General features: G+C 71.5%; 20 protein-coding genes. 13 read left to right on the forward strand and 7 right to left on the reverse strand.

Going from position 1 to position 24,584, the window contains the following annotated elements:
* Positions 1 to 236: 236 nt before the first annotated feature.
* Positions 237 to 677 (reverse strand): DUF6292 family protein, encoded by a 441-nt coding sequence (locus ISP_RS16175; RefSeq protein ID WP_013226363.1) that lies wholly within the window; start codon positions 675 to 677, stop codon positions 237 to 239.
* Positions 678 to 878: 201 nt separating this feature from the next.
* Here ISP_RS16175 and ISP_RS16180 point away from each other — a divergent pair, with 201 nt between their 5' ends.
* From ISP_RS16180 to ISP_RS16210, 7 genes are all read left to right on the forward strand, one after another.
* The gene (locus ISP_RS16180) at positions 879 to 1,316 is read left to right on the forward strand and encodes a DUF6292 family protein (RefSeq protein WP_013226362.1); all 438 of its coding nucleotides are present in this window, start codon (positions 879 to 881) and stop codon (positions 1,314 to 1,316) included.
* Positions 1,313 to 1,852 (forward strand): DivIVA domain-containing protein, encoded by a 540-nt coding sequence (locus ISP_RS16185; protein ID WP_013226361.1) that lies wholly within the window; start codon positions 1,313 to 1,315, stop codon positions 1,850 to 1,852. The genes ISP_RS16180 and ISP_RS16185 overlap by 4 nt, the downstream gene beginning before the upstream one ends.
* Positions 1,853 to 1,952: 100 nt before the next feature.
* Positions 1,953 to 3,359 carry an FAD-binding oxidoreductase gene (locus ISP_RS16190; RefSeq protein WP_013226360.1) on the forward strand — a complete coding sequence of 469 codons (1,407 nt, stop codon included), beginning with the start codon at positions 1,953 to 1,955 and terminating at the stop codon, positions 3,357 to 3,359.
* Positions 3,341 to 4,636: a class I SAM-dependent methyltransferase gene (locus tag ISP_RS16195; RefSeq protein ID WP_014467127.1), complete on the forward strand. Its 1,296-nt coding sequence runs from the start codon at positions 3,341 to 3,343 to the stop codon at positions 4,634 to 4,636. The genes ISP_RS16190 and ISP_RS16195 overlap by 19 nt, the downstream gene beginning before the upstream one ends.
* 100 nt (positions 4,637 to 4,736) lie before the next feature.
* Positions 4,737 to 4,940 carry a cold-shock protein gene (locus ISP_RS16200; protein ID WP_004558414.1) on the forward strand — a complete coding sequence of 68 codons (204 nt, stop codon included), beginning with the start codon at positions 4,737 to 4,739 and terminating at the stop codon, positions 4,938 to 4,940.
* A 329-nt stretch (positions 4,941 to 5,269) separates the two neighbouring features.
* Positions 5,270 to 6,202, forward strand: a complete 933-nt coding sequence (locus ISP_RS16205) for an acyl-CoA desaturase (protein WP_013226358.1) — start codon at positions 5,270 to 5,272, stop codon at positions 6,200 to 6,202.
* Between the two features lie 79 nt (positions 6,203 to 6,281).
* Positions 6,282 to 6,824, forward strand: coding sequence for a polysaccharide deacetylase family protein (locus tag ISP_RS16210; RefSeq protein ID WP_013226357.1), 543 nt, complete (start codon positions 6,282 to 6,284; stop codon positions 6,822 to 6,824).
* Here the strand turns inward: ISP_RS16210 and ISP_RS16215 are convergent.
* Entirely contained in the window at positions 6,814 to 7,797 is a 984-nt protein-coding gene (locus ISP_RS16215) for an endo-1,4-beta-xylanase (protein WP_230468916.1), read from the reverse strand. The genes ISP_RS16210 and ISP_RS16215 overlap by 11 nt on opposite strands.
* A 113-nt stretch (positions 7,798 to 7,910) precedes the next feature.
* On the opposite strand from ISP_RS16215, the gene ISP_RS16220 reads away from it, so the two are divergent.
* Complete coding sequence (locus ISP_RS16220) at positions 7,911 to 8,981, forward strand: LacI family DNA-binding transcriptional regulator (RefSeq protein ID WP_013226355.1); 1,071 nt, start codon at positions 7,911 to 7,913, stop codon at positions 8,979 to 8,981.
* A gap of 179 nt (positions 8,982 to 9,160) precedes the next feature.
* Here ISP_RS16220 and ISP_RS16225 read toward each other — a convergent pair whose 3' ends face one another.
* The 4 genes from ISP_RS16225 to ISP_RS16240 are packed head-to-tail and all read right to left on the reverse strand — an operon-like array spanning position 9,161 to position 15,296.
* Complete coding sequence (locus ISP_RS16225; RefSeq protein ID WP_013226354.1) at positions 9,161 to 12,193, reverse strand: glycosyl hydrolase 115 family protein; 3,033 nt, start codon at positions 12,191 to 12,193, stop codon at positions 9,161 to 9,163.
* Positions 12,194 to 12,208: 15 nt separating this feature from the next.
* Positions 12,209 to 13,033, reverse strand: coding sequence for a carbohydrate ABC transporter permease (locus ISP_RS16230; protein ID WP_013226353.1), 825 nt, complete (start codon positions 13,031 to 13,033; stop codon positions 12,209 to 12,211).
* On the reverse strand, positions 13,033 to 14,004 hold the full coding sequence (locus ISP_RS16235) for a carbohydrate ABC transporter permease (RefSeq protein WP_013226352.1): 972 nt from the start codon (positions 14,002 to 14,004) through the stop codon (positions 13,033 to 13,035). The genes ISP_RS16230 and ISP_RS16235 overlap by 1 nt, the downstream gene beginning before the upstream one ends.
* Positions 14,001 to 15,296 (reverse strand): extracellular solute-binding protein, encoded by a 1,296-nt coding sequence (locus tag ISP_RS16240; protein ID WP_013226351.1) that lies wholly within the window; start codon positions 15,294 to 15,296, stop codon positions 14,001 to 14,003. The genes ISP_RS16235 and ISP_RS16240 overlap by 4 nt, the downstream gene beginning before the upstream one ends.
* A 134-nt stretch (positions 15,297 to 15,430) precedes the next feature.
* On the opposite strand from ISP_RS16240, the gene ISP_RS16245 reads away from it, so the two are divergent.
* The 5 genes from ISP_RS16245 to ISP_RS16265 all read left to right on the forward strand — a co-directional run bounded on the left by ISP_RS16245 (position 15,431) and on the right by ISP_RS16265 (position 22,889).
* The gene (locus ISP_RS16245) at positions 15,431 to 16,441 is read left to right on the forward strand and encodes a LacI family DNA-binding transcriptional regulator (protein WP_230468915.1); all 1,011 of its coding nucleotides are present in this window, start codon (positions 15,431 to 15,433) and stop codon (positions 16,439 to 16,441) included.
* Positions 16,442 to 16,489: 48 nt separating this feature from the next.
* Complete coding sequence (locus ISP_RS16250) at positions 16,490 to 18,787, forward strand: beta-xylosidase/alpha-l-arabinosidase (RefSeq protein WP_013226349.1); 2,298 nt, start codon at positions 16,490 to 16,492, stop codon at positions 18,785 to 18,787.
* Positions 18,784 to 20,013, forward strand: coding sequence for an SGNH/GDSL hydrolase family protein (locus ISP_RS16255; protein WP_230468914.1), 1,230 nt, complete (start codon positions 18,784 to 18,786; stop codon positions 20,011 to 20,013). Before ISP_RS16250 ends, ISP_RS16255 begins: the two co-directional genes overlap by 4 nt.
* A gap of 233 nt (positions 20,014 to 20,246) precedes the next feature.
* Positions 20,247 to 21,083, forward strand: coding sequence for an Asp23/Gls24 family envelope stress response protein (locus ISP_RS16260; protein ID WP_013226347.1), 837 nt, complete (start codon positions 20,247 to 20,249; stop codon positions 21,081 to 21,083).
* A gap of 78 nt (positions 21,084 to 21,161) precedes the next feature.
* Complete coding sequence (locus ISP_RS16265; protein ID WP_013226346.1) at positions 21,162 to 22,889, forward strand: ThiF family adenylyltransferase; 1,728 nt, start codon at positions 21,162 to 21,164, stop codon at positions 22,887 to 22,889.
* Positions 22,890 to 22,932: 43 nt separating this feature from the next.
* On the opposite strand, the gene ptsP is transcribed toward ISP_RS16265, so the two are convergent.
* Complete coding sequence (gene ptsP, locus ISP_RS16270) at positions 22,933 to 24,501, reverse strand: phosphoenolpyruvate--protein phosphotransferase (protein ID WP_013226345.1); 1,569 nt, start codon at positions 24,499 to 24,501, stop codon at positions 22,933 to 22,935.
* Between the last annotated feature and the right edge of the window lie 83 nt (positions 24,502 to 24,584).

The raw sequence follows: 24,584 nt of genomic DNA on the forward strand, positions 1-24,584 counted from the left end.
CCACTTCTCCACATCGTCCATCGTTGATCAACGATATCGCCTACCTTGCAACACGCCCAAACGAGATGCGGTCTTAGCCATGCCGGCGGCGGTGTCGGCCGCGTTGGCGTTGGCAGGAAACGAATCCGCACCCACCGGCCGGACCACCCGGACCCGGGGATCCGTCCGGTGACAAGCGCGGTGTCCGCGGGACCCACCGGTCGACCACGGCCTACCCCATGGCCCCCAGCGTGGCCTCAACCGCGGCCGGCGGGCCTGCCCTCCGGCACCATCGCCAGCAACCGCTCGTGGTCGCCCGCCTCGCGCAGAACCGGGGCCTCCAGCGTGCCCGCGTCCGGGTCGCCCGCGCGGACCGCCGCCAGGAAGCGGACCACCGCGCGGGGGTCCGGCAGGACTTCGCCCCCCAGGTAGGCCAGGACCGTCGCCGCCTCGCCGGTGGCGTCTTCGATCGCCGCCGCCCAGCCGTGGACTTCGTCCCAGACCAGGGCCAGGTCGTGGCCGGGGAAGCGGGACAAGCGCCAGTCGAGGGCGATGTAGGCCGCCGCGGGGGTTCCCGCGTCGAGCGTGCAGGACTCCCAGCCCACCCCCACGGCCCGGGCCACCGCTCCCACGTACCCCCGCAACCGTCGCTCGAACGAGAACTCCGTGTCGCGCCCGAAGTCGATCAGAATGCTCAACGCCGCCTCGCTTTCCCCGTCGCGCCGCGGGATCCTCCGCGGTCGCCCGATCGGGTACCCCGGTGTCGTGTCGATCAATCCCGGCGAACCAGGCAGCACATGTCGTCTATCCGGCGACAATCTCCTTGTCATCGTTCTGATGACATGTTAGAACCGGAGTACCCGAAGAGAGAAGAGAGAAGAGAAAGGCGATCCACCTCCGTGACCGCATCGATCGAACTCCCGACCGGTTACCAGCACCCCGCCGTCCCCGCGCTCCTCGGCTACCTCCGCGACGTCACCGCCGAGCTCGGGATCGGCCTCGAGTCCTGCACCCTCGACCACGACAGCCCCGTCTCCGCCTACGTCGCCCTCGACACCCGGCTGCCGCACTACCCCGACCGTGACGTCGCCCTGCTGTGGGACGAGGAACGCGGCTGGGCGGCGGCGATCGAGACGCACTCCGGCGAGGACCTGATCGTCCTGCGCTACCTGGGCGGCCCCACCGTCGCGCCGCCGCCGCGCCGGGTCGCGCGGTTCGTCACCGCCCTGCACGAAGACGACCACACTGTGGGACGGCCCGACCCGGTGCCCCTCCGGACCGCGGGCGACGCCGCCGCGCTCGCCGCGCTGCTGCGCCGGCCTGGCGTGGCCCGATGACGGCGCCGCTGCCCCTGCCCGAGAGCTTCGCGCTGACGTTCCGCGGCTACGACCGCGAGCAGGTCGACGAGCGGATCGACGAGCTCCTCGCCGAAATCCGCCTGCTCACCACCGACCGCGACGCGGCCGTCGCCGAGGCCGGGCACCTCGCGCGGCAGCTCGAACGGGCCCGTGCCGACCACGCCGAGCTCAGCGCCCGCACCGACCGGCTGTGCCGCACGCCCGCCGACCCGGCCGCGGTCGGCGACCGCGTCCGGCACCTGCTCGACCTGGCGCACGCCGAAGCCGACGGGATCGTCGCGACGGCCCGGGAGCGCGCCGCCGCGATCGTCCGGGAAGCGGAGGAAGCCGCGGAGCAGCGCACCGCGGACGCCCGCGCCCGGGCTTACCGGATCGTCGACGACGCCCGGCGCCGCGCCGACCGGCTGGCCGCGATCGAGCGGCGCACCGCCGATCGGCTGCGGCAGCTCGACGCCTTCCTCGCCGACGCGGAATCGCTCCTGGACGGGCAGACCCCGCTGCGCGCCGTCGCCTGACCGGCCGCGGTTGACCCGTTTCACCGGTTCGCAAGACGGGATTGCGGTATTCCGGTGCTCGACGAGCCACCCGGGCCCGCGGTGAGGCAGGATCAGGGGTGTGACCATCGATCAGGCCGGGGTGCCCGAGGCCCGTCCGGGCCCGGCATTCCCGGAGCACGAAGCCCGCGTGGACGCCCTGAGACAGCAGCTCAGCGCGATCAGCGGCGAAACCACGATCCGCCTGGCGAAACGGACGTCGAACCTGTTCCGCTCCCGCACCGCGGCGAACCACCCCGGGCTCGACGTTTCGGGGTTCAGCCACGTCCTGCGCGTCGACCCGGAGGCCCGTACCGCCGACGTCGAGGGCATGGTCACCTACGAGCAGCTCGTCGACGCCACGCTGCCGCACGGCTTGATGCCGCTGGTCGTGCCGCAGCTGAAGACGATCACCCTCGGCGGCGCGGTGACCGGGCTCGGCATCGAGTCCTCGTCGTTCCGCAACGGCATGCCGCACGAATCGGTGCTGGAGCTCGAGGTGCTCACCGGCGACGGCCGGATCGTCGTCGCCACGCCGGACAATGAGCACCGCGCCCTCTTCCACGGCTTCCCCAACTCCTACGGCACCCTCGGCTACGCGCTGCGGCTGCGGATCCTCCTGGAGCCGGTGAAGCCGTTCGTGCGGCTGCGGCACGTCCGCCACCACGACCGCGGGAAGTTCTTCGAGGCGCTGGGCGAGATCTGCGCGAAGAGCGAACACGAGGGCGAGCACGTCGATTTCGTCGACGGCACCGTCTTCGGCCCGGACGAGCTGTACCTGACGCTCGGGACGTTCACCGACACCGCGCCCACCACGAGCGACTACACCTGGCTCGACATCTACTACCGCTCGATCCAGCGCCGCGAGACCGACCATCTCACCATCCGGGACTACCTCTGGCGCTGGGACACCGACTGGTTCTGGTGCTCGCGGGCGTTCGGCGTCCAGCACCGGCTGCCCCGGCTGCTGCTCGGCCGCCGGTTCCTGCGGTCGTCGGTGTACTGGAAGGCCGTCGCGCTCGACCGCCGGTTCCGGATCGCCGAGCGGCTGCTGAAACTCCGGCGGCTGCCGCCGGAAGAGACGATCGTGCAGGACATCGAGGTGCCGGTCGGCCGCGCCGCGGAGTTCCTCGAGTTCTTCGAGCGGGAGATCCCGATCAGCCCGGTCTGGATCTGCCCGCTGCGCCAGCGGCCCGGCGGCGTCCGCTGGCCGCTGTACGAATTGGACCCCGAAGAGCTGTACGTCAACTTCGGGTTCTGGTCGTCGGTGCCGCTGGACCCGGGTGAGCGCGACGGCGTGCACAACCGGATGGTCGAAGCCGAGGTCACCCGCCTCGGCGGCCACAAGTCGCTCTACTCGGACAGCTTCTACACCGAAGACGAGTTCTGGCGCCTCTACAACGGCGATGCCTACCGGGAGCTCAAGCGGGCCTACGACCCGGGCGAGCGCCTGCTCGGCCTCTACGAAAAATGCGTCCGCCGCCGGTGAAAGGAACGAACGTGACCCAGGAAAACATCACCGTCGGCGCCGTCTTCGAGCGGCTGCTCGGGCCCCGCGCCGAGGTCTCGATCACCGCCTACGACGGCAGCCGAAGCGGCCCGGCCGACGCGGCGGTGGGCATCGAGGTGCGCTCGCCGCTGGCGCTGGACTACCTGATGTCCTCCCCCGGCGACCTCGGCCTGGCCCGCGCGTACGTGGCCGGTGCGCTGGACGTCAAGGGCGACCTCTACACGGCGCTGCGCGCGCTGGCCACGCAGGTCGACCAGCTCACCCCGGCCGACCGGCTGTGGCTGCTGCGCAAGCTCGGCCCGCGCCACCTGCGGGTGGTCAAGCCGCCGGCCGAGGAGCACCCGAGCCGGTTCCGGCGCGGGATGACGGCGCTGCGGCACTCGAAGGCGCGTGACAGCGAGGCCATCGCCAGCCACTACGACGTGTCCAACCGGTTCTACGAGCTGGTCCTCGGCCCGTCGATGGCCTACACGTGCGCGGTGTTCCCGCAGGAGGACGCCACGCTGGAGGAGGCGCAGGCGAACAAGTTCGACCTGGTCTGCCGGAAGCTCGGCCTCAAGCCGGGGATGCGGCTGCTCGACGTCGGCTGCGGCTGGGGCGGCATGGTCGCGCACGCCGTCCGCCACTACGGCGTCGAGGCCATCGGCGTCACCCTTTCGCGCGAGCAGGCCCAGTGGGCGCAGAAGAACATCGTCGCGCTCGGGATCGCCGACCGCGCCGAGATCCGGCACCTCGACTACCGGGACGTCACCGAGACCGGGTTCGACGCGATCTCCTCGATCGGCCTGACCGAGCACATCGGGGCCCGCAACGTGCCCGGGTACTTCCGCTTCCTGGCCGAAAAGCTCAAGCCGCACGGACGCCTGCTCAACCACTGCATCACCAACCCGGACACCAGCGTCGCGCACCGCTCGCGCGGGTTCATCGACCGCTACGTCTTCCCGGACGGCGAGCTCGAAGCACCCGGCGAGCTGATGACCGCCATGCACGACGCCGGGCTGGAGGTGCGGCACTCGGAGAACTTCCGCGAGCACTACGCGAAGACCCTGGCCGGGTGGTGCGCCAACCTCGACGAACACTGGGACGAAGCGGTCGCCGAGGCCGGTGCCGGGCGCAGCCGGGTGTGGGCGCTCTACCTGGCGGCCTGCCGGCTGGCCTTCGAACGCCGCGAGATCGAACTGCACCACATCCTGGGCGTCCGGACCGACAGCGAGGGCGGGATGAGCATGCCGCTGCGACCCGATTGGGGAGTTTGACCACCGGGGGTGGCCTCCGCGCTCCGGCAATGGAAGAATGACCTCGAGACCGGGTGTCCGAACGGGGCGTCCAGGCTCACTACAAAGAGTAGGTATTGGTATGGCTCAGGGCAGTGTCAAGTGGTTCAACGGCGAAAAGGGCTTCGGCTTCATCGCGCAGGACGGCGGGGGTCCGGACGTGTTCGTCCACTACTCCGAGATCCAGGGCAGCGGCTTCAAGTCGCTTGACGAGGGTCAGCGCGTGGAGTTCGAAATCGGCCAGGGCCAGAAGGGCCCGCAGGCCCAGCGCGTCAGCGTCATCTGAGCCACGAGGCATCCTGAAGGCCCTCGCCCCGACCAGGGGCGGGGGCCTTACTCGTCGGCCGGCCACCCGGTGTCGCGGCCTCGCCGCCGCCGGCCACACTGCGCGTTCACAACGATCCGGTAACCTGGGCGGAGGCGAGAGCACCTCGTACGCCGGCGTCCCGCCGGCCGCACTCCCGCCTCGTGGCCCCCGAGGCAGATCACCGGCAGGAGCGGTGACGCGCCCGGCCACCCGCAGACCGTTGACTGTTGACCGCCGGGTGTTCCCGCTCCCCGGCCTCCCGCCCGGACCCGGTTCCGGTGCGGTGCTGAATTCGAATCGAGTAGTGCATGACCGCCTCCGTGAAGGCTGCCCCGCCGGCCCCGAAACCGGTGCTCTCGGGCAAGCAGACGATCCCCGAGCTCATCACCATCCGCACGTTCCTGCTGGTCCCGTTCCTGGCGCTGGCCGTCGCCGTCCCGGTGTTCTGGGGCTGGGGCGTCAGCTGGCTGGACCTCACGATCGGCGGCGCGTTCTTCGTGGTCTCGACCCTCGGGGTCACCGTCGGCTACCACCGGTACTTCACCCACGGCTCGTTCCGCGCGAAGCGGGCCCTGCGGATCGCGCTGGCCGTCGCCGGCGGCCTCGCCGCACAGGGCCCGGTGATCGGCTGGGTCGCCGACCACCGACGGCACCACGCCTTTTCCGACCGCGAGGGCGACCCGCACTCGCCGTGGCTGTTCGGGACGTCCCCGGTGGCGCTGGCCCGCGGCTTCTGGCACGCGCACATGGGCTGGCTCTTCGGCCGCGACAAGACCAACGTCGACCGGTTCGCCCCGGACCTGGCCGCCGACCGCGACCTGCGCGTCGTCGACCGGCTCTTCCCGGTGTGGGTGGTGGTGAGCCTGCTGCTCCCGCCGCTGCTCGGCGGCCTGATCACGCTGTCGTGGTGGGGCGCGCTGACCGCGTTCCTCTGGGCCGGCCTGGCCCGGATCTCCTTCCAGCACCACGTGACGTGGTCGGTGAACTCGATCTGCCACATGATCGGCGAACGCCCGTTCACCAGCCGCGACCGCTCGGCGAACTTCTGGCCGCTGGCCATCCTGTCGATGGGCGAGTCCTGGCACAACACCCACCACGCGGACCCGACCTCGGCCCGCCACGGCGCGCAGCGCGGGCAGATCGACATCTCGGCGCGGGTGATCTGGGCGTTCGAGAAGCTCGGCTGGGCGTGGAACGTCCGCTGGCCGACGGCGAAGCGGCTGGCCGCACTGGCCCGCTGACGACCGTGCCGATGATCAGCGGACCGATAGCGGGCCGAAAGTCCTTGCCGCAGGGCCCGGGTCCGGTGATCTTGGAGCGATGGACACGGTCGCGCTGACCTTCGACGACGGCCCGTACCCCGAGACGACGCCGGCGCTGCTGTCCGCGCTCGAGGGCACGCGCGCGACGTTCTTCCTGTGGGGCGAGCACGCCGCGGCGCACCCGGACCTGGTCCGGGCGATCGCCGCGGCGGGCCACGCGATCGGCAACCACACGTGGACCCACCCGCACCTGACCACGCTGCCGGAGGCCGCCCGCGACCAGGAGATCCGGCGCACGCAGGACCTCCTGACCCGGCTGACCGGGCTCCGGCCGGTCCTGTTCCGGCCGCCCTACGGCGACACGGACGCCTCGGTCGGCCGGCTGCTGGCGGCACACGGGCTCACCGAGGTGCTGTGGAGCGTCGACACCCGCGACTGGGCGGGCTGTTCCGCGGACGAGATCGTCGCCGCGGCCAGGAAGGTGCAGCCGGGCGGCGTCGTGCTGATGCACGAAGGCCGCCCGGCCACCCTCGATGCGGTCCCCCGCATCCTCGCCGCGCTCACCGTGCGCGGACTGCGTCCCGGCCCGGTCAGGGGTTGAGGCGGAAGTACGCCGGCTTCGGGCGCAGGTTCTCGTCGAACAGGCAGGCCGCGCCTTCACCCGGGAAGACGTCCGGGACCCACGAGTGCCGGTCGGTGAAACCCCAGGTCGTGAACTCGACGCACTTGCGGACGGCGTGGCAGCCGTCCCACAGCTGACCGAAGTAGCTCGCCTGGGTGGCGAGCTTGGCCGCGTCCGGCGGGGTCGGGATCCGGACGTCCGCCTCGGTGACCGCGGTCTCCACGCCGATCCTGGCGAAGCGCGCCAGGTTCTCCCGGTACTGACCCGGGAAGCCGTACTGGATCGACAGGTGTCCCTGGATGCCGACGCCGCTGATCGGCACGCCCTGCCGCCGCAGCGTCTTCACCAGGTCGTACACCGCGTCGCTCTTCGGGTTGATCCCTTCGATGTTGTAGTCGTTGAGGTAGAGCTTCGCCGCCGGGTCGGCCGCGTGCGCCCAGCGGAAGACGTCGGCGACGAAGCCGTCGCCGAGCTTCTGCCGGAAGACCGTGTCGCGACGGGTGCCGTCCTCGTTGAAGATCTCGTTGACGACGTCCCAGGCGCGGATCTTTCCCTTGTACCGCTTGACTTCCGTGGTGATGTGGTCGTGCAGGACCCGGCGGAGCTCGTCGGCGGGCAGCGCGCCGACCCAGTCCGGGAGCTGGGAGTGCCAGACCAGCGTGTGGCCGCGCACGGTCTTGTGGTGCGTCCGCGCGTACTCGACGATCGCGTCCGCGCCGGACCAGTCGTACTGGCCGCGCACGGCTTCGACCGTGCCCCACTTCATCTCGTTCTCCGGCGTCACGTTGTCGAATTCTCGCGTGAGCACCGCCCGGTAATCGGTTTCCGAAGCCAGGTACGCCGCGGCCACCGCGCTGCCGACGTAACGGTTCGTGGTGTATTGCAGCGGCACCGACGCCGATGCCGCAGGCGCCTGCCACACGGCAATACCCAGAGTGGCCGCAACCGCCATCAGGACATGTTTCTTAGGAATTCTTCCCGACATCTTCACCCTCCGCGAGACAATGGTGCTCCGAAAGTTTCCAACCGTTTCAAATCAGGTTTCGATGACCTAGAATCTCCGTCATGACAACGAAGTCTGATGAGCTCGAGCCCACCGAGGTCCGGGTGACCATCGCCCGGATCGCCGCCGAGACCGGTGTCTCCGTCCCGACAGTTTCGAAAGTGTTGAACGGGCGTCCCGACGTCGCCGAAAGCACCCGCGCCCGCGTCGAAGCCGTCATCGGGAAATACGGCTACCGGCGCCGCGCCGACGAACGTTCCCGCCGTTCCCGGCTGCTGGAACTGATGTTCCACGAACTCGAAAGCACGTGGGCACTGGAAATCATCCGCGGGGTCGAGTGCGTCGCCCGCGAAAACGGAATGGCGGTGGTGCTGGCAGAATCTTCGGGCCGGCACACACCCGGGCAGAGCTGGCTGGAGAGCGTGCTCGCCCGGCGGCCGGTCGGCATCGTTTCGGTGTGCTCGGACTTCACCGGCGGGCAGCTGGCGAAGCTCCGGGCCCGGGACATCCCGCTGGTCGTCGTCGACCCGGCCGGCGCGCCGGGGCCGGAGACGCCCTCGATCGGGGCCACGAACTGGCAGGGCGGGCTGACGGCCACCCGGCACCTCGTGGAGCTGGGCCACCGCCGGATCGCGATGATCGGCGGACCGGAGGGAGTGCTGTGCAGCCGGGCCCGGATCGACGGGTACCGCACGGCGCTGGAGACGGCCGGGCTGGCGTTCGACCCGGCGCTGGTGCGCCGCGGCGACTTCCACGTCCGGGCCGGCTACCGGGAACTGGCTTCACTGCTCACCCTCCCCGACCGGCCGACGGCGGTCTTCGCCGGCAGCGACCTGCAGGCACTCGGCGTGTACGAGGCGGCCCGTGACGCGGGGCTGCGCATCCCGGACGACCTTTCGGTGGTGGGCTTCGACGACCTGCCGATCGCCCGCTGGCTGACCCCGGAGCTGACCACGGTCCGCCAGCCGCTGCAGGAGATGGCGGCGGCCGGCGCCCGGCTGGCGATTTCGCTGGCCCGGGGAGTCGATCCGGAGAGCCACCGCGTGGAGCTGGCGACGAGCCTGGTGGTCCGCCACAGCACGGCGGCCCCGGCGCACCGGGGTTACCGGGTGCTGACCGGCGGAGCGAGGTAGGACGGATCGGAGCTGATCACCGGCCGGCGGGCGCGGCGCCGGCGGTCGGTCAGCGGCTTCCGCGGCCCGGAATTGTCGGTGCCTGCCGGTAGAGTGGAAAACGGGGGGCGCCCCCGGCGGGCGGCCGCTCGGCAGCCTTTTCCGTCGGGCTGGACCCCGGCCTCGCCCCTTCGCCGCTCTCACCATGGCCACCGTGTGCTCTCCGGCGGCCCGAGATAACTCGCCCGCAGTCCACCGGTGTCGATCACCAGCTTCTGCACGATCACCGCCGGGTCGACCATCCAGAACTTCAGCACGTGCGGGCCGGCCGCCCCGATGACATGGCGCGTCGCCGTCAGGTTCACGTTGTCCGACGTCGTCCGCTCCCACTGGCGGTTCATGGACGTGTCGTCCGCTCCCGTCGCCTTCGTGATGTTCACGACCTGCGGGTCCGCGTCGTCGAACGAAACCGCGTACCGCAGCCCGTCGCCGGGCAACACGTTGCTGCGCGGGGACAAGTACGCCCACACCGCCACCGGCCCGGTCGAGAACAGCGTCATCCGGTACTCCAGGCGCGGCCCCGTTCCCGGTGCACGGCTCCCCGCCGTCACCGGGAACGGGGTCATCCCCGCGCCGGTTCGTCCGATGTCCGGGATGCGCCGCCACCCGGCGTCCGCCGTCCCGACGTTCGCGCTGCAGTGCTCGGCCTCCATCGACACGTACCCGCCGGCCTCGACGAAGCCGCGAGCCGGCAAGACCGGATTGCGCACGACGGCGTCCACCGCGACCGAACTCCCCGCGCCGGAGACCGTGATCGGCACGGTCGTGGTGCCCTTCGGCACCCGGGACCAGTCGATCCGCACGGTCATGCGCAGCTCCTCCTCCACGCGGCCGCCCCGCGGCTCGACCAGCACCCACGGCGCGCCCGTCGTGACGGTGCAGCGGAACGGCGTCCGGCCGCGGTTGAAGACGTCGATGTACTGCGGCGGCGCGCTCTGGTACGGGCTGAATTCGGGCAACGCCGGCCGTCCCGCGGCGCCGGGCCACGCGTCCGAGGAGCCGTCGACCGCGACCCCCAGCGCGGCCGCCGTGGGCAGGTCGAGGCGTTTCACCGCCGGGAAGATGACGTCCGGCAGCGCCACGTTGTTCAGCTCCGGCTGCTGCCACGGCGCGTTCGGGCCGTAGCGGGCAACGTCGCCGTAGTCGATGTGCGGCTGGGTCTGGAACCCCTTCCACTTGCCGTCGGCGATGCCGGTGTTGTACTTCTCCGCCAGCGCGAGGTCGTCGGCGAAGCGGGCTTCCGTGACAGCGGCGAGGCCGTTCGCCGAAGCCCGGCCCTGGGCCGCGTACAGCAGGTTCGTGAACTCGGCCCGCCGCAGCGCGTACAGGTTCGCCGTCGCCCGGGTCGCGTACTGCACCAGCTCGTAGAAGGCGTCTTGGAAGGCCTTCGGCAGCCGCGCGCCGATCTTCGACGCCCGCGCCGCGAGGTCGCGCCACTCGTCGGTGACGCGGTCCAGTTCGCGGTAGTTGACCAGGCTGAACGGCGTCATCTGGTCGTCGTAGGTGATCGTGCCGGCGGCGTCCACCGTGATCCGCCGGTTGAGCAGCTCCGGCTTGCGGCGGGACTGCAGCCGCCCGTAGTCGTGCAGCACTCCGGCGATGTCGGCCGCCAGGGCCGCGCCGAAGTTCTCCGAGGCGAACTGGCACTCCCAAGTGGACAGTCTCTCGACCGGCAGGGCGGCGGGGTCCCAGGCGTAGTCGAGGAAGAACTGCAGCGGCAGCTCGTTGCCCTTCATGTCCCCGACGTTGGCCACCCACAGCCGGTCGTTGCCGTAGGCCGTGGCCAGGTGCAGCTGCTCCCAGGTGTTCGCGAGCAGCGCGGTGTCGACCCACTTGTAGTTGCGGCCGCCGCCGACGTAGTCGAAGTGGTAGTAGAGCCCGTACCCGCCGGGGTGCGGCGGCAGGGAGCGGTCGGGCAGCTTGCGGATGTTGCCCCAGTTGTCGTCGGTGAACACGACGATGACGTCGTCCGGGGGGCGCAGGCCCTGCGCCCAATACCGCTGGACCTCCTTGTAGAGGGTCCAGACCTGCGGCACCGTGGTGAGGTCCCGGCCGGTCTCGCGGGCGAGGATCTCCCGTTCGGTGGCGATGATCTCGCGCATCAGCTCGATGCCGTCGCCGTCGGGCAGGCCGACGTCGCCGTTGCCGCGCATGCCGAGCGTGACGACGCCTTCGAAGTCCTCGCGGACCATCCGGCGGATGCCGTCGGTCCAGTAGGCCTTGATCGCCTCGCCGTTGCGGCGGAAGCTCCACTCCCCCGTGCCGCCGTACGGGTCGTGCCCCGGGGTGGTGATGTTCCCGGCCGCGTCGCGGACCGCGGGGACCGCGTGCCGGTTCCACTCCTCGATCCCGCGCATCATCGGCGCCTCGTGCGAGGTGCCCATGACGATGCCGTGCTCCTTGGCCGTCGCGTGGTTGAGCGGGTCGTCCTCGGCGAACGCGCGTCCCCACACCGCCGGCCAGAGGTAGTTGGCCCGCAGCCGGAGCATGGTCTCGAAGACCTTCGCGAAGAACAGGTGGTTGAAGCCGTTCGGGAAGCCCGGCGCCTGGCCGGGGCCGAAGAAGGCCGGCGCCCAGGTGCCGAGCGCCGGGTTCTCGTCGTTGATGAAGAAGCCGCGGTACTTCACGTGCGGGGTACCGAGGCTGAACCGCTCGCGCGGCAGGTGCAGCTCCGCTTGCCGCCGCGGCGGCACGTCCGCCCACCAGTACCAGGGCGAGACGCCGATGCGCCGGGAGACCTCGTAGACGCCGTAGATCACGCCGCGCTGGTCACTGCCGGTGAGCACCAGCCGGCCGTCGACGACCTGGCTCAGCGACGTCTCCCACTTCCCGGCGATCCCGGTGACGTCGAGCTTCCCGGCCGCGACCAGGTCGTCGACCAGCGGGCTGTGGCCCAGGGTGCCGACCACGACGACCGGGCCGTGCGCGGGGACGACGTCGAACGACACCGCGGGCCGCACGCCGGTGACGCGTTCGACGTCGGCGGCCAGGTCGCCGACGACCCGCCGCACGCCGGGCAGGTCACCCGAACCGACCACGATCGTCGCGGCCTTTCCCCGCGACACCAACGGAAACCCGGTCCCGGCTTCGGCGAGGCCCGGGAGGGCCACGGCCCCCGCCCCGGCCAGGGCGAGCAGGTGCAGGAAGGCACGACGGTGTACCTCGGACGGCACGGGAGACCTCCTGAGTCAGCCCTTGACGGATCCGGTCAACCCGCCGACGATGCGCCGTTCGGCGAGCACGAAGAACACGAGCGCGGGGATCGCCGACAACGCGGTGAACGCCAGCACCCGGGCGGTGTCCTGGGAGAAGGCGGACTGGAACATCGCGACGCCGAGCGGGAGCGTGAAGTGCGCGGAGTCGTTGAACACCAGCAGCGGCAGCAGGTAGGTGTTCCAGCTGGTGACGAAGGCGAGCACGGCGACCGTGGTCAACGCCGGCGTCGAGAGCGGCAGCAGGATCCGCCAGAAGAAGCCGAGCCTGGTGGTGCCGTCGAGCACGGCCGCGTCCTCGATCTCGCCGGGGATCGCGTGCATGAACGGACGCAGGATCACGATCGTCACCGGCAGCGAGAACGCCGCCTCCGGGATCGCCACGCCCCAGAAGCTCTCGAGCAGGCCCAGCTGCCGCAGCCACAGGTACAGCGGCAGCGTCGCGACGCCGACCGGGAACAGCAGGCCGAGCGTGAACAGCGTGTAGAACGCCTCCCGGCCCTTGAACTGGTAGCGCGAGAGCGCGTACCCGGCCATCGAGCCGAGCCCGACGGCCAGTGCGGTGGCGATCACGGCGATCAGGGCGCTGTTGCCGAGGAACGTCCAGAACGCGCTCGAACCGAGCACCGAGGCGTAGTTGTCGAACACCCACGGCCCCGGCAGCCCGGCCGGGTCGGTGTTGATCTGCGCGTTGGTGCGGAACCCGCCCAGCGCCACGAACAGCAGCGGCACGACGGTCACGCCGACCACCACGATCGCCGCGAGGTAGCCCATCGACAGGCCGAACTTGCCGGAGCGCATCAGCCCACCATCCTGGTCAGGGCGCCCTGGGTGTCGCGGCGGAGTGCGAACCGCTGGTACAGCAGGGCGAACACGAAGCAGATGACGAACAGGATCACCGCCACCGCGGAGCCGAACCCGAATTCGTAGCGCTTGAAGCCGTGGTCGATCAGGTAGGTCGCCATCGTCGTCGACGCGTTCGCCGGGCCGCCTTGGGTCATGATCCAGACGACGTCGAACAGCTGGAGCGAGCCGATCACCGACAGGAAGATCCAGATCCGGATGGTCGGCCCGAGCAGCGGCAGCACCACGTGCCGGGTGGTCTGCCACGCCGAAGCACCGTCGAGCGCCGCGGCTTCGCGCAGTTCGGCGGGCACTCCCTGGAGCCCGGCGAGCAGCAGGATGATGCCGAAGCCGATGTACTTCCAGGTGATCACCGCGAACATCGTGTACAGCACGATGCCCGGGTCGGCCAGCCAGTTGTGGACCAGCCCGCCGAGCCCGGCCCCCCGGAGCGTCCGGTCGGCGAACCCGTTCGGCTGCAGCATGAGCGCCCAGATCACCGCGGTGATCGCTTCGGAGAGCACGTACGGCGCGAACACCAGGGCCCGCAGCACCGCGCGGCCACGCAGCTTCCGGTTGAGCAGCAGCGCCAGCCCGATCGACAGCGGCAGCTGCACCGCGATCGACAACCCGGCGATGATCAGGTTGTGGACGATGGCGCTCTGGAACACCGTGCCGCCGAAGGCATCTGCGTAGTTCTTGAACCCGACGAAGTCGTCGAGCGGGCCGAACCCCTTCCAGTTGAAGAGGCTGTAGAACGCCGCGATCCCGATCGGCACCAGGACGAACCCGGTGAACAGCAGCAGGGCGGGCCCGAGCAGCAGCGCCAGCTCGAGCCGCTTGCGCCGGCCGGGCCGGTGCTTGCGGGCGGTGACCGCCGGTGCGGACGGCTTCGCGGCCGTCCGCACCGGGGTCGTCGCCGTGGTCACTTGTTGCCCGCCGCGGCCTGGTTGACGGCCGTCACGATGCCCTCGGGGGTGCCTTGGCCGGCGAACATGTTGGCCACCGCGTCGTTCAGCGCGGCACCGACCGCCGTCGGGAACGCCCGGTCGAAGTACATCTGCAGGTACGGCGCCTTCGTGCCGTAGTCGTAGACCTGCCGGAGCGTGTCGGTCTTCAGCGACTTCGCGGCGACGGTGTTGACCGGCAGGCCCGCGCCCTGCGCGGCCAGCTGCGTCTGCACCGGCTCGCTGCCCAGGTACTGCAGGAAGTCCGCGCACGCCTTCGACGCACGGGTGGTGCAGGCGAACCCGTCACCGCCGCCGAGCACCGCGTTCGGGTCGCCCTGGCCACCCGTGACGGACGGGAACGCGAACCAGCCGACCTTCGAGTCCAGGTCCTTGTCCTCGGTCAGCGACGACATCGTGCCGGGCTCCCAGTCGCCCTGCAGCTCCATCGCGGCCTTGCCGTTGGCGACCAGGCCGGCGGAGCTGCCCGCGCCCTGCTGGGCGGGCGTGCCGGCGAACCCGGTCTGGAACGGCTCGGTGGCCAGGAAGTTCTTGAGGTCCTGACCTGCCTTCGTCCAGCACGGGTCCTCGAGCTTGACCGCCTTCACCGACTTCTTGAGCACGTCGACCGAGCATTCCCGGACGGCGAAGTAGTTGAAGTAGAAGGCATCCGGCCAGCGGTCCTTGCCGCCGACCGAGATCGCCGCGATGCCCTTGGCCTTCAGTTGCGTGACTGCGGTGTTCAGCTCGTCCATGGTCTTCGGCGGCGTGGTGATCCCCGCCTGCTGGAAGAGGTCCTTGCGGTACCAGAAGCCGACGAAGTGCTGTTCGAACGGCACGCCGTACTGCTTGCCGTCGACCTGCCAGTTCTCCCCGAACTTGCCGGTGGTCTGGGTGATCCACGACTTCGTGAAGTCGGTGATGTCGGCGACCTTGCCCGAGGTCAGCTGCGAAGCCAGGTCACCGGCGCCCCAGGACTGGTAGATGTCCGGCGGCTCGGCCGACTGCAGGGCGAGGGGCACCTTCGTGCTGAAGTCCTCGTTCTGCAGCGGCTGGGCCTTGATCGTGACGTCGCCGTGCGCCTGGTGGTAGTCGGCGACGACCTTCTCCCAGATCGACTTGATCGGATCGGTGGTGCCGTTGTGCCACCAGGTCAAGGTGACCGGGCCGCTCGGCTGCGCGGGGGTGTCGCTCCCCCCGCTGCACGCCGCGAGCGCGAGCGGGACGACGGCCGCCAAGGCGGCGAGAACGGTGATCCGGCGTTTCACAAACATTGTGGGTCCACTCCTGACGACTTCGGCCGAGTTGGACGGGGCGGCTCTGCGCCCGGGTTGGCGAAGAGTCTGCTCCCGGGGCAAATGCGATGTCAATCGTTGTCGATAACGTTTTCTAAAGCTAGTCTGAGCCGATGCAGCCCAGTTCCAGGGTGACCATCCGTGACGTCGCCGCCCGGGCCGGCGTCTCGGTGGCCACGGTTTCGAAGGTGATCAACGAGCGCTACGGCGTCTCCGCCGCGACGCTCGCCAGAGTCCGCGCCGTGATCGAAGAGCTCGGCTACGAAGCGAGCCTGGTGGCGCAAAGCCTGAGAAACCACCGGACGAACGTCATCGGCATCCTGGTCGCCGACCTCGAACCGTTCTCGACCGAGCTGCTCAAGGGTGCGGCGGACGCCATCCGCGGCAGTGGCTTCGAGCTGGTCGTCTACTCCGCCGGCGGGCGCACCGGAGATCCGCTGGGCTGGGAAAAGCGCTACCTCTCCCGGCTGAGCGGCACCCTCGTCGACGGCGCCGTGCTGGTCACCCCCACCGTTTCCCTCGAAGTCGTGCCGGGCACGCCGGTCGTCGCCGTCGACCCGCACACCGGGCCGTCGCACCTGCCGACGATCGACTCCGACAACCTGCGCGGCGCGCAGCTGGCCACCGAGCACCTGCTGGAGCTGGGGCACCGGCGGATCGGGTTCCTCGCGGGCCGGCCCGACCTGCAGTCGGCCGAGCTGCGCAAAACGGGATACCTGCGGGCGTTGACGGCCGCGGGCATCACGCCGGACGAGGACCTGATCCGGATCGGCGCCTACGATCCGGAGGTCTCCGCGGCCTCGGCGCACGCGCTGCTGACCGGGCCGGACCGGCCGACCGCGGTGTTCGCCGCGAACGACATCTCGGCCATCGCGACCGTGGGCGCGGCCCGCGAGCTCGGGCTCACCGTGCCCGACGACCTTTCCGTGGTGGGCTTCGACAACGTGCCCGAGTCGGCGCTCTGCAGCCCGCCACTGACCACAGTGGACCAGCCGATCCGCGAGATGGGCCACCGGGCCATCCGCATGCTCATCGCGCTGATCAACGGCGACGACGTCGACCGCACCCACGTCACGCTCGACACCGGCCTGGTCGTGCGGCGCTCGACCCGCGCCCTCCCCTGAACCGGTTCCTCCTCCTCACCTCCTCCCCAGACGAAGGGCGGAAAAGCCTTGACCACGCAGCCCACCACGGCCGGAGAGCCGTGGCGCGACCCCGCGGCCGACCCGGGCGAACGCGTCCGGGCCCTGATGGCCCGGATGACCCTGCGCGAGAAGCTCGCCCAGCTCTACGGGGTCTGGGTCGGCATCGACTCCGGCGGCGAAATGGCGCCGCACCAGCACGAGTTCGTCGACGCGGCGGTCGACTTCGACGCCCTGGTCCGCCACGGCATCGGGCAGCTGACCCGCGCGTTCGGCACCCGGCCGGTCGACCCGGTGATCGGGGCGCACAGCCTCGCGCGCACCCAGCGGCAGATCGTCGCGAGCGGCCGGTTCGGGATTCCCGCGGTGGTGCACGAAGAGTGCCTGACCGGGCTGGCCGCGTGGCAGGCGACGATCTACCCGGCGCCGCTGTCGTGGGGCGCCACCTTCGACCCCGAGCTGGTGCAGCGGATGGCGGCGCGCATCGGGCGGACCATGCGCGGGCTGGGCGTGCACCAGGGTCTCGCGCCCGTCCTCGACGTGGCCCGCGACCTGCGCTGGGGGCGGGTCGAGGAGACCATCGGCGAGGACCCCTACCTGGTCGGGACGATCGGCAGCGCCTACGTCGCCGGCCTCGAGTCGGCCGGCGTGGTGGCCACGCTCAAGCACTTCGTCGGCTACTCCGCCTCCCGCGCCGGGCGCAACCTGGCGCCGGTTTCGGCCGGCCCGCGCGAAATCGCCGACGTCCTGCTGCCGCCGTTCGAGCAGGCGCTGCGGGCCGGCGCCCGGTCGGTGATGAACACCTACACCGACGTCGACGGCGTCCCGGGCGCCGCCGACCCGTCCCTGCTCACGGAGCTGCTGCGGGACACCTACGGCTTCACCGGCACGGTCGTGTCCGACTACTTCTCCGTGGCGTTCCTGCACCGGCTGCACGGCGTCGCGGCCGATCGCGCCGACGCCGCCGGACAGGCGCTCACCGCGGGCATCGACGTGGAACTGCCGACCATGGACTGCTACGGCGAGCCGCTGCTCGCCGCGGTGGAAGGGGGCGCGGTCGAGGTCGCCGCCGTCGACCGCGCCCTCGAACGCGTCCTGCGCCAGAAGTGCGACCTCGGCCTGCTCGACGCCGGCTGGGCCCCCGAGGTCCCCGAAGAGATCGACCTCGACGACGCCGAATCGCGGGCGCTGGCGCGCGAGGTGGCCGAGCGCTCGATCGTGCTGCTGCACAACGACGGCACGCTCCCGCTCTCCCCCGGCACCGGTGTCGCCCTGGTCGGGCCGCGGGCGGACACCCCCGGCGCGATGCTCGGCTGCTACTCCTTCCCGCTGCACGTCGGCGTCCACCACCCCGACGTCCCGTTCGGCGTCTCGGTGCCGACCCTGCGCGAGGCGCTGGGCTCGAGCTACGACGTGAGCTACGCCCTGGGCTGCCCGGTCACGGGCGGGGACGACGACGGGATCGCGCAGGCCGTGGCGGCGTGCGCGGAGGCGTCGGTGTGCGTGGCCGTGCTGGGCGACCGGGCCGGGCTGTTCGGCGGCGGGACGTCCGGTGAAGGCTGCGACGCGGCCGACCTGCGGCTGCCGGGGCGCCAGGAGGAACTCCTCGACGCGCTGCTGGACACGGGCAAGCCGGTGGTGCTCGTCCTGCTCTCGGGACGGCCGTACGAGCTGTCCCGGCAGCTCCCGCGGCTGGCCGCGGTCGTCTGCGGGTTCTACCCCGGCGAAGAGGGGGCCGCGGCGCTGGCCGGGGTCCTCAGTGGACGGATCAACCCGGCCGGCCGGCTGCCGGTGAGCTTCCCGGCGGCCGGGGCGAGCCAGCCCTCGACGTACCTGGCCGCGCCGCTCGGCCGGCGCAGCGAGGTGTCCACAGTGGATCCTTCGCCGCTGTTCCCGTTCGGGCACGGGCTGTCCTACGCGCCGGCGACCTGGCTGGACGTCAGCGCGACGGGCTCGCTCTGGCCGACCGACGGCGTCTGCCGGGTGCGGGTGACCCTGCGCAACGACCACGATCGCGAGGCTTCCGAAGTCGTGCAGGTCTACCTGCACGACCCGGTGGCCGAGGTGGCCCGGCCGGAGCGCCAGCTCATCGCGGCCCGCCGGGTTTGCCTGCCCCCTGGCGAAACCTGCGTCCTGGAGATCGGCCTGCACGCGGACCTGACCTCCTACACCGGCCGCGCGCGGCAGCGCCAGGTCGACCCCGGCGACGTCGAGCTGCGAGTGGGCACTTCGAGTGAACAGATCGTCACGACCCTGCACTGCACGCTGACCGGGCCACGCCGCGTCGTCGGCGCCGACCGGGTCCTGACCCCGGAGTTCTCGTTATGAGACGTCCTCTGGTGATCTTCTTCCTGGCCGTGCTGACCGTGCTCTTCGTGGGCGCGTCCGGCCGTCCCGCGCCATCGCACTGGGTGGCGACGTGGACGTCGATGCCCCAGCTGACCGAGCCGGGCAACATGCCGCCGGCGCCGTTCACCGGCACCGACCGGGTGCTCGACAACGCGTCCCTGCGCGAGACGGCGCAGGTGACCGTCGGCGGCCCGCGGATCCGGCTGCGGTTCTCCAACGCCTTCGGCGGGGCACCGCTGCCGCTGACCGCGGTGTCGGTGGCGCGCCCGGTCTCCGGCGCGGCCGGTGTCTCGTCCGTGGTCCCGGGCAGCGCCCTCTCGGTGACGTTCCACGGCAAGCCCTCGACGGTCGTTCCCCAGGGCGCTCAGGTCGTGTCGGACCCGGTGCCCTTCCCGGTGCGGTCGCTGGAGAACATCGCGGTGACGGCGTACCTGGCGCACGGCCAGGCATCGACGTCGATCACCTCGCACCCCGGCTCGCGCACGACGTCGTACCTGCTGGCGGGCAACCACGTCGCCGACACCGAACTGCCGGGCGCGACCCCGGTCGACCACTGGTACTTCCTCAGCGGCATCGAGGTGCTGTCCCCGGCGGCCGCGGTGGCGGTGATCGGCGACTCCATCTCCGACGGCCGCGGCTCGACGACGAACGGCAACGACCGCTGGCCGAACGTGCTGGCTTCGCGCCTGCACGGCGTCGCGGTGGTGAACGAGGCCGCGGGCGGCAACCGCGTCCTGCAGGACGGCCTCGGCCCGAACGTGCTGGCCCGCCTGGACCGCGATCTGCTGGCCACGAGCGGGGTTTCGTGGGCGATCGTGTTCGAGGGCGTCAACGACATCGGCACGGCCACCCCGGCGGCGGCGCCGGACGTGGCGGAGCAGCTGATCGACGCCTACGACCAGATCCTGGTCCGCGCGCACGCACAGGACATCCGCGTGTACGGCGCGACGATCACGCCCTTCGGCGGCAACACCGCCTACGACGACCCGGCCCGCGAAGCGGCCCGGCAGCAGGTGAACGCGTGGATCCGGCAGCCGGGCCACTTCGACGCGCTGCTGGACTTCGACAAGGTGACCCGCGACCCGGCGGCCCCCGCCCGGCTGCTGCCGGCCTACGACGTCGGCGACCACCTGCACCTGAACCCGGCGGGGTACCGGGCGCTCGGTTCGAGCGTGCCGCCCGGCCTTTTCCGGAACGACGGCTAGAAATGGCCGAACGCAGAAAAGACCACAATTCCCGGGCGTGATTTCTCCCGGGTAGTCACTGACCGCCGAACCCGGGCTGACGGACGGTGATCAGCCCGGCCAGCGCCGGATATCTGTTGGGACACAAGCGAGTCTCGAAGGCAGGGGGCCCGTGACGCGCGTCACGGGCCGTCCCCTAGCATGTCGCCGTCTGCTGTCCCCACAGGTGTTCGTCGCTCCCGGAAAGGGAACCCATGTCCGACGTCATGAACAGCATCTTCGGCCGCCCCAAGAACGAAACCGCCGGCTCGGGTGGGTACCCCTACGGCACCGTCGAGCCCGTAGCGGTGGTCACCGAGGCGCCGGCCGAAAGCGCTCCCGAGACCGACGAGGCGGATGTCGTCGAGGCGGATTCCGCTCCTGAGGTCGAAGGCGCCGCGGAAACCGCCGAGGACGAAGCCGTCGACGCCGACCAGGCCGAGACCGAGGACGAAGACGTCACCGCCACCGACGAAGAGGCGGCCGCCGAGGACACCGAAGACGACGACACGGACCTCAACGCTGAAGAGGAAGCTCTCGAGCCGGTCGCGGAAAGCGAGGCGGCCGAGGAGAGCGAGCCGGTCGCCGAAGCCGTTGCGGCCGAGCCGGTTGCGGACACCGAGCCGGTCGCCGATGAAGCCGCGCCGGTCGTGGAGGACGTGCCCGTCGTCGAGAGCGTGGACCCCGTGGAGGCCGAGCCGGTCGCCGACGCCGAGCCGGTCGCCGACGCCGAGCCCGCCGTGACCCGGGCCGCCGCGGGCAGCCGCGGCAGCACCACGGTGGCCGACGGGGTGGTCGGCAAGATCGTCACGCGGATCGCGGGCCGGACCGAGGGCGTGCACAGCGTCGCCGAGGACGGCATCAAGGTCGAACTCGCCGACGAGGTCGCCTGGGTCACCATCCCCGTGGTGGTCGAGTTCGGCCACGCGGTCAAGGCGGTGGGCGAGCAGATCCGCGTCGCGGTGATCGACGCCGTCGAGCAGTACCTGGGCCTGGACGTCGAGGTCGTCGACGTCCACGTCACCGACGTCCACTTCCCGGAAGCCGGCTGATCCGCGCCGGTGCCCGGTTCCGGTTCCCCGGACCGGGCACCGGCCGGCCCCGGAACGGCCGGTGAGAAAAGGCGACAGTTGACCCCGCTGACCCACCCCGGCGCACCCGCGCCGGAAACCCCGGACTGGCACGTCACCGCGTTCCTCGGACCGCGGCCCGGCGACGACGGCCGCCCGATGCTCGACGCCGTCCGCGCCCTGCGCGCCGGCATCCGGGCCGACCACGGCACCCACACCGACGACCAGGACCTCGACTTCGGTGCCTGGCACTTCATCGCGCGGCGCAGCCCCGGCGGCCCGCCGCTGGGGTACATCCGGCTGTCCACACCGGACACGGACGCGCGGTTCCGCTCCCGCGGCTTCCTCGGCGACGAACGCTACGAGGAACTCCTGGCGGCCGAAGGCTTCGGCACCGCGGACGTGTTCGAGCACGGCAGGCTGGTCGTCGAGCACCACGCCCGCCGGCTCGGGCTGGGGCTCCACCTCAACGCGCTGGCGATCGGCGCGGCCCACCACCTCGGCGCGCGGGCGGTGATCGGCCCGTCCGGCACGAGGGACGGCCAGGACCGGTTCCACGAGCGGTTCGGCTTCCGGCCGGTCCGCGGCACCCGCCGGTACGTTCCGCAGAACACCGAAGACGTCGTGATCATGCTGCACCGCGTCGCCGACGGCGGCGGGCGGCACCGCGAGCTGATCACGCGGCTACGCGACGAATTCCCCTTCATCGCGGCGGCGGGTACGACGGCGCCGCTGCTGCCCGTGCCGCCGGTGCGCCGCACCGCCCGGGTGTCGCCGGCCGGCCTCGTTGCACCGGACCGGGAAACCTGGCGGCCGGTGCTGCACACCGCGGCCGACCTCGAAGCGCTGCTCGCGTCCGGGAAAGTCCGCGAAGTGCACGACACGATCGACGACCAGCTCACCGAACTGGTCCGCTGCCGCGAACCGGCGTGCCACGACCGGGCCGCGATCGAGCGCGGGAAGCAGGCGCAGCCGGCCGGCGCGCAGCCGTGGGAGTACGGCACGTGGGCGTGGTACCCGTGGTCGGGACGGCTGGTGCACGTCCTGCCGCGCGAGGAGTTCCGGCTGGTCCGCACCACCCGGAGCCTCATCTCGTGGCCCGACCGGCGGCGGTTGTTCGGCAAGCGGATCGGGGTCATCGGCCTGTCGGCCGGGAACAGCGCGGCGTTGACGTTCGCGCTCGAAGGCATCGGCGGCAGCTACCGGCTGGCCGACTCCGGCAGCTTCGGGCCGGCCGACCTGAACCGGCTGCGCGGCGGGGTGCACGACCTCGGCGTCGGCAAGGCGGTGCTGACGGCGCGGCAGCTGGCCGAGATCGATCCCTACCTGGACATCGAGATCGAGCGGGCCGGCCTGACGCCGGAGACCATCGAGCGGTTCTTCGCGGGTGGTCTCGACCTCCTCGTCGAGGAGTGCGACACGCCGTGGGCGAAGATCGCGGCCCGCGAGTACGCCCGGGACCTCGGCATCCCGGTCGTGATGGGCGGCGACCCGCTGGACGTCGAACGTTTCGACCGCGAGCCCGACCGCCCGTTGCTGCACGGGCTGCTCGGCGACGTGAAGTCGGTCGACGTCCTGGATCCCGGGCTCATCCCGGCCATGCTGGACGCGGGCCGGATCAGCCCGGAGCTGGCGGCATGGTTCGGCGAACAGGGGAGCTCGCCGAGCAGCGGTCCCCGGCCGGCGCTCGGCGGCGCGCTGCGCGAGGAAGCCGCCCGCCGGATCCTGCTGGGGCGGCCGTGCGAGTCCGGCCGCTTCTCGGCTGGTCTCGAGCAACCGCCGAACTGACGGTGGTTCCGGTGCAGCGCTCGGCTCGCGCCTGCGCGACGACCTAACGTTCGGCCGCGGCCCGGCAGGCCGCCAGATCCACCTCGCGCAGTGCCGCGCCCACGCCCGCCAGGGCCGCCGCGTTCATCGACAACGACGTCACGCCCAAGCCCACCAGTACCGGCGCCAGCGTGGGGTCCGCCGCGGCCTCGCCGCACACGCCGACCGGCTTTCCCGCCGCCGCACCGGCTTGCGCGACCATCCCCACCAGCCTCAGCAACGCCGGCTGGTGAGGGTTGTTCAAGGCCGCCACCGCGCCCAGCTGGCGATCCGCCGCGAACACGTACTGGGCCAGATCGTTCGTTCCCAGCGAAACGAAGTCCACCTCCGCGAGAATCGCCTCGGCGCACAACGCCGCCGCCGGGATTTCGATCATCACGCCCACTCGCTCGATGCCCGCCGCGCGGGCGCGCTCGGCGAACCAAGCCGCTTCCGCCGCTGTGGCCACCATCGGGGCCATCACCGACAGCTCGGCGCCCATGTCCGCGGCCGCCGCCGCGATCGCCGCCAGCTGGCGGTCCAGCAGCTCCGGGCGGTCGAACGCCACGCGGAGGCCGCGAACACCCAAGGCGGGGTTGGGTTCCTCGCCCATCGGGAGGAATTCGAGGGGCTTGTCGGAACCGGCGTCCAGCGTCCGGACGACGACCGGCTGGCCCGCGAACGGGGACAGCACCGCCGCGTACGCCGCGCGCTGCTCGGCCTCCGTCGGCTCCGAAGCCGCGGACAGGTAACAGAATTCGGTGCGGAACAGCCCGACCCCTTCCGCACCGGCCGTCGCGGCAGCGGAAGCGTCCGCCGCGGAACCCACGTTGCCCAGCAGCTTCACGCGGTGGCCGTCGGCGAGGCGGCCGACGCCGTCCCACGTCGGGCGGGACGTCCGGGCCGGCGCCCGGACCGTGCCGTCGGAGGGCGTCACCGTGCCCGCCGAACCGTCGACCGCAAGGCCCGGGCTGTCCAGGTCCAGCACCCCGGCGCAGGCGACCACAGCGGGAATGCCCAGCGCCCGCGCCAGGATCGCGGTGTGGCTCGTCGGGCCGCCTTCCGCCGTCACCAGCGCCAGGACCAGGTCCGGGTCGAGCCCGGCGGTGTCGGCCGGGGCGAGGTCGCGGGCCACCAGCACGCTCGGCGACGTCAGGTCCGGCACGCCGGGAGGGGCCACGCCCAGCAAGGCCGCGACGATCCGGTCGCGGACGTCGGCGACGTCCCGGGCGCGCTCGGCCATATAGCCACCGGCGGCCCGCAAAGCGGTCATGAACTCCCCCGCCGCTTCCCACACCGCCCGCGGTGCCGGGAGCGACCGGGCGCGGACGAGCTTCTCCGCCGACTCGGTCAACGCCGGATCGGACGCCATCGCGGCCGTCGTCTCGAGCACCGACCGGGCATCTCCGGACACGGAACGGGCACGATCGGACAACGCGGCCGCCACCACTGCCGCCGCCTGCCCGATCTTGCCCGCTTCGGCCTCGAGATCGGCGGGAGCTGGCGAAGAAGCGGGTTCCGGCAGGTCAGCGGTCACGAGCACGCGGGGACCGGCGGCCCGCCCGGGGCTGACTCCGACTCCGGACAACGGCATTTCGGGACCTCCAAGGGCAACGGATCTCGTAACTGGGGATTGACAGTACGGTAACAACGGGCACAATCAAACGGCAACGGGCA

It is taken from the genome of Amycolatopsis mediterranei (assembly GCF_026017845.1).
Taxonomy (GTDB): Bacteria; Actinomycetota; Actinomycetes; order Mycobacteriales; family Pseudonocardiaceae; genus Amycolatopsis; species Amycolatopsis mediterranei.

Coding starts and splice junctions, on each gene's coding strand:
- ISP_RS16260 (WP_013226347.1), top strand. CDS start 20,247: ATGTCCGACGTCATGAACAGCATCTTCGGCCGCCCCAAGAACGAAACC.
- ISP_RS16255 (WP_230468914.1), top strand. CDS start 18,784: ATGAGACGTCCTCTGGTGATCTTCTTCCTGGCCGTGCTGACCGTGCTC.
- ISP_RS16220 (WP_013226355.1), top strand. CDS start 7,911: ATGACAACGAAGTCTGATGAGCTCGAGCCCACCGAGGTCCGGGTGACC.
- ISP_RS16215 (WP_230468916.1), bottom strand. CDS start 7,797: ATGGCGGTTGCGGCCACTCTGGGTATTGCCGTGTGGCAGGCGCCTGCG.
- ISP_RS16200 (WP_004558414.1), top strand. CDS start 4,737: ATGGCTCAGGGCAGTGTCAAGTGGTTCAACGGCGAAAAGGGCTTCGGC.
- ptsP (WP_013226345.1), bottom strand. CDS start 24,501: ATGCCGTTGTCCGGAGTCGGAGTCAGCCCCGGGCGGGCCGCCGGTCCC.
- ISP_RS16230 (WP_013226353.1), bottom strand. CDS start 13,033: ATGCGCTCCGGCAAGTTCGGCCTGTCGATGGGCTACCTCGCGGCGATC.
- ISP_RS16195 (WP_014467127.1), top strand. CDS start 3,341: ATGCGTCCGCCGCCGGTGAAAGGAACGAACGTGACCCAGGAAAACATC.
- ISP_RS16205 (WP_013226358.1), top strand. CDS start 5,270: ATGACCGCCTCCGTGAAGGCTGCCCCGCCGGCCCCGAAACCGGTGCTC.
- ISP_RS16210 (WP_013226357.1), top strand. CDS start 6,282: ATGGACACGGTCGCGCTGACCTTCGACGACGGCCCGTACCCCGAGACG.
- ISP_RS16185 (WP_013226361.1), top strand. CDS start 1,313: ATGACGGCGCCGCTGCCCCTGCCCGAGAGCTTCGCGCTGACGTTCCGC.
- ISP_RS16240 (WP_013226351.1), bottom strand. CDS start 15,296: ATGTTTGTGAAACGCCGGATCACCGTTCTCGCCGCCTTGGCGGCCGTC.
- ISP_RS16245 (WP_230468915.1), top strand. CDS start 15,431: ATGCAGCCCAGTTCCAGGGTGACCATCCGTGACGTCGCCGCCCGGGCC.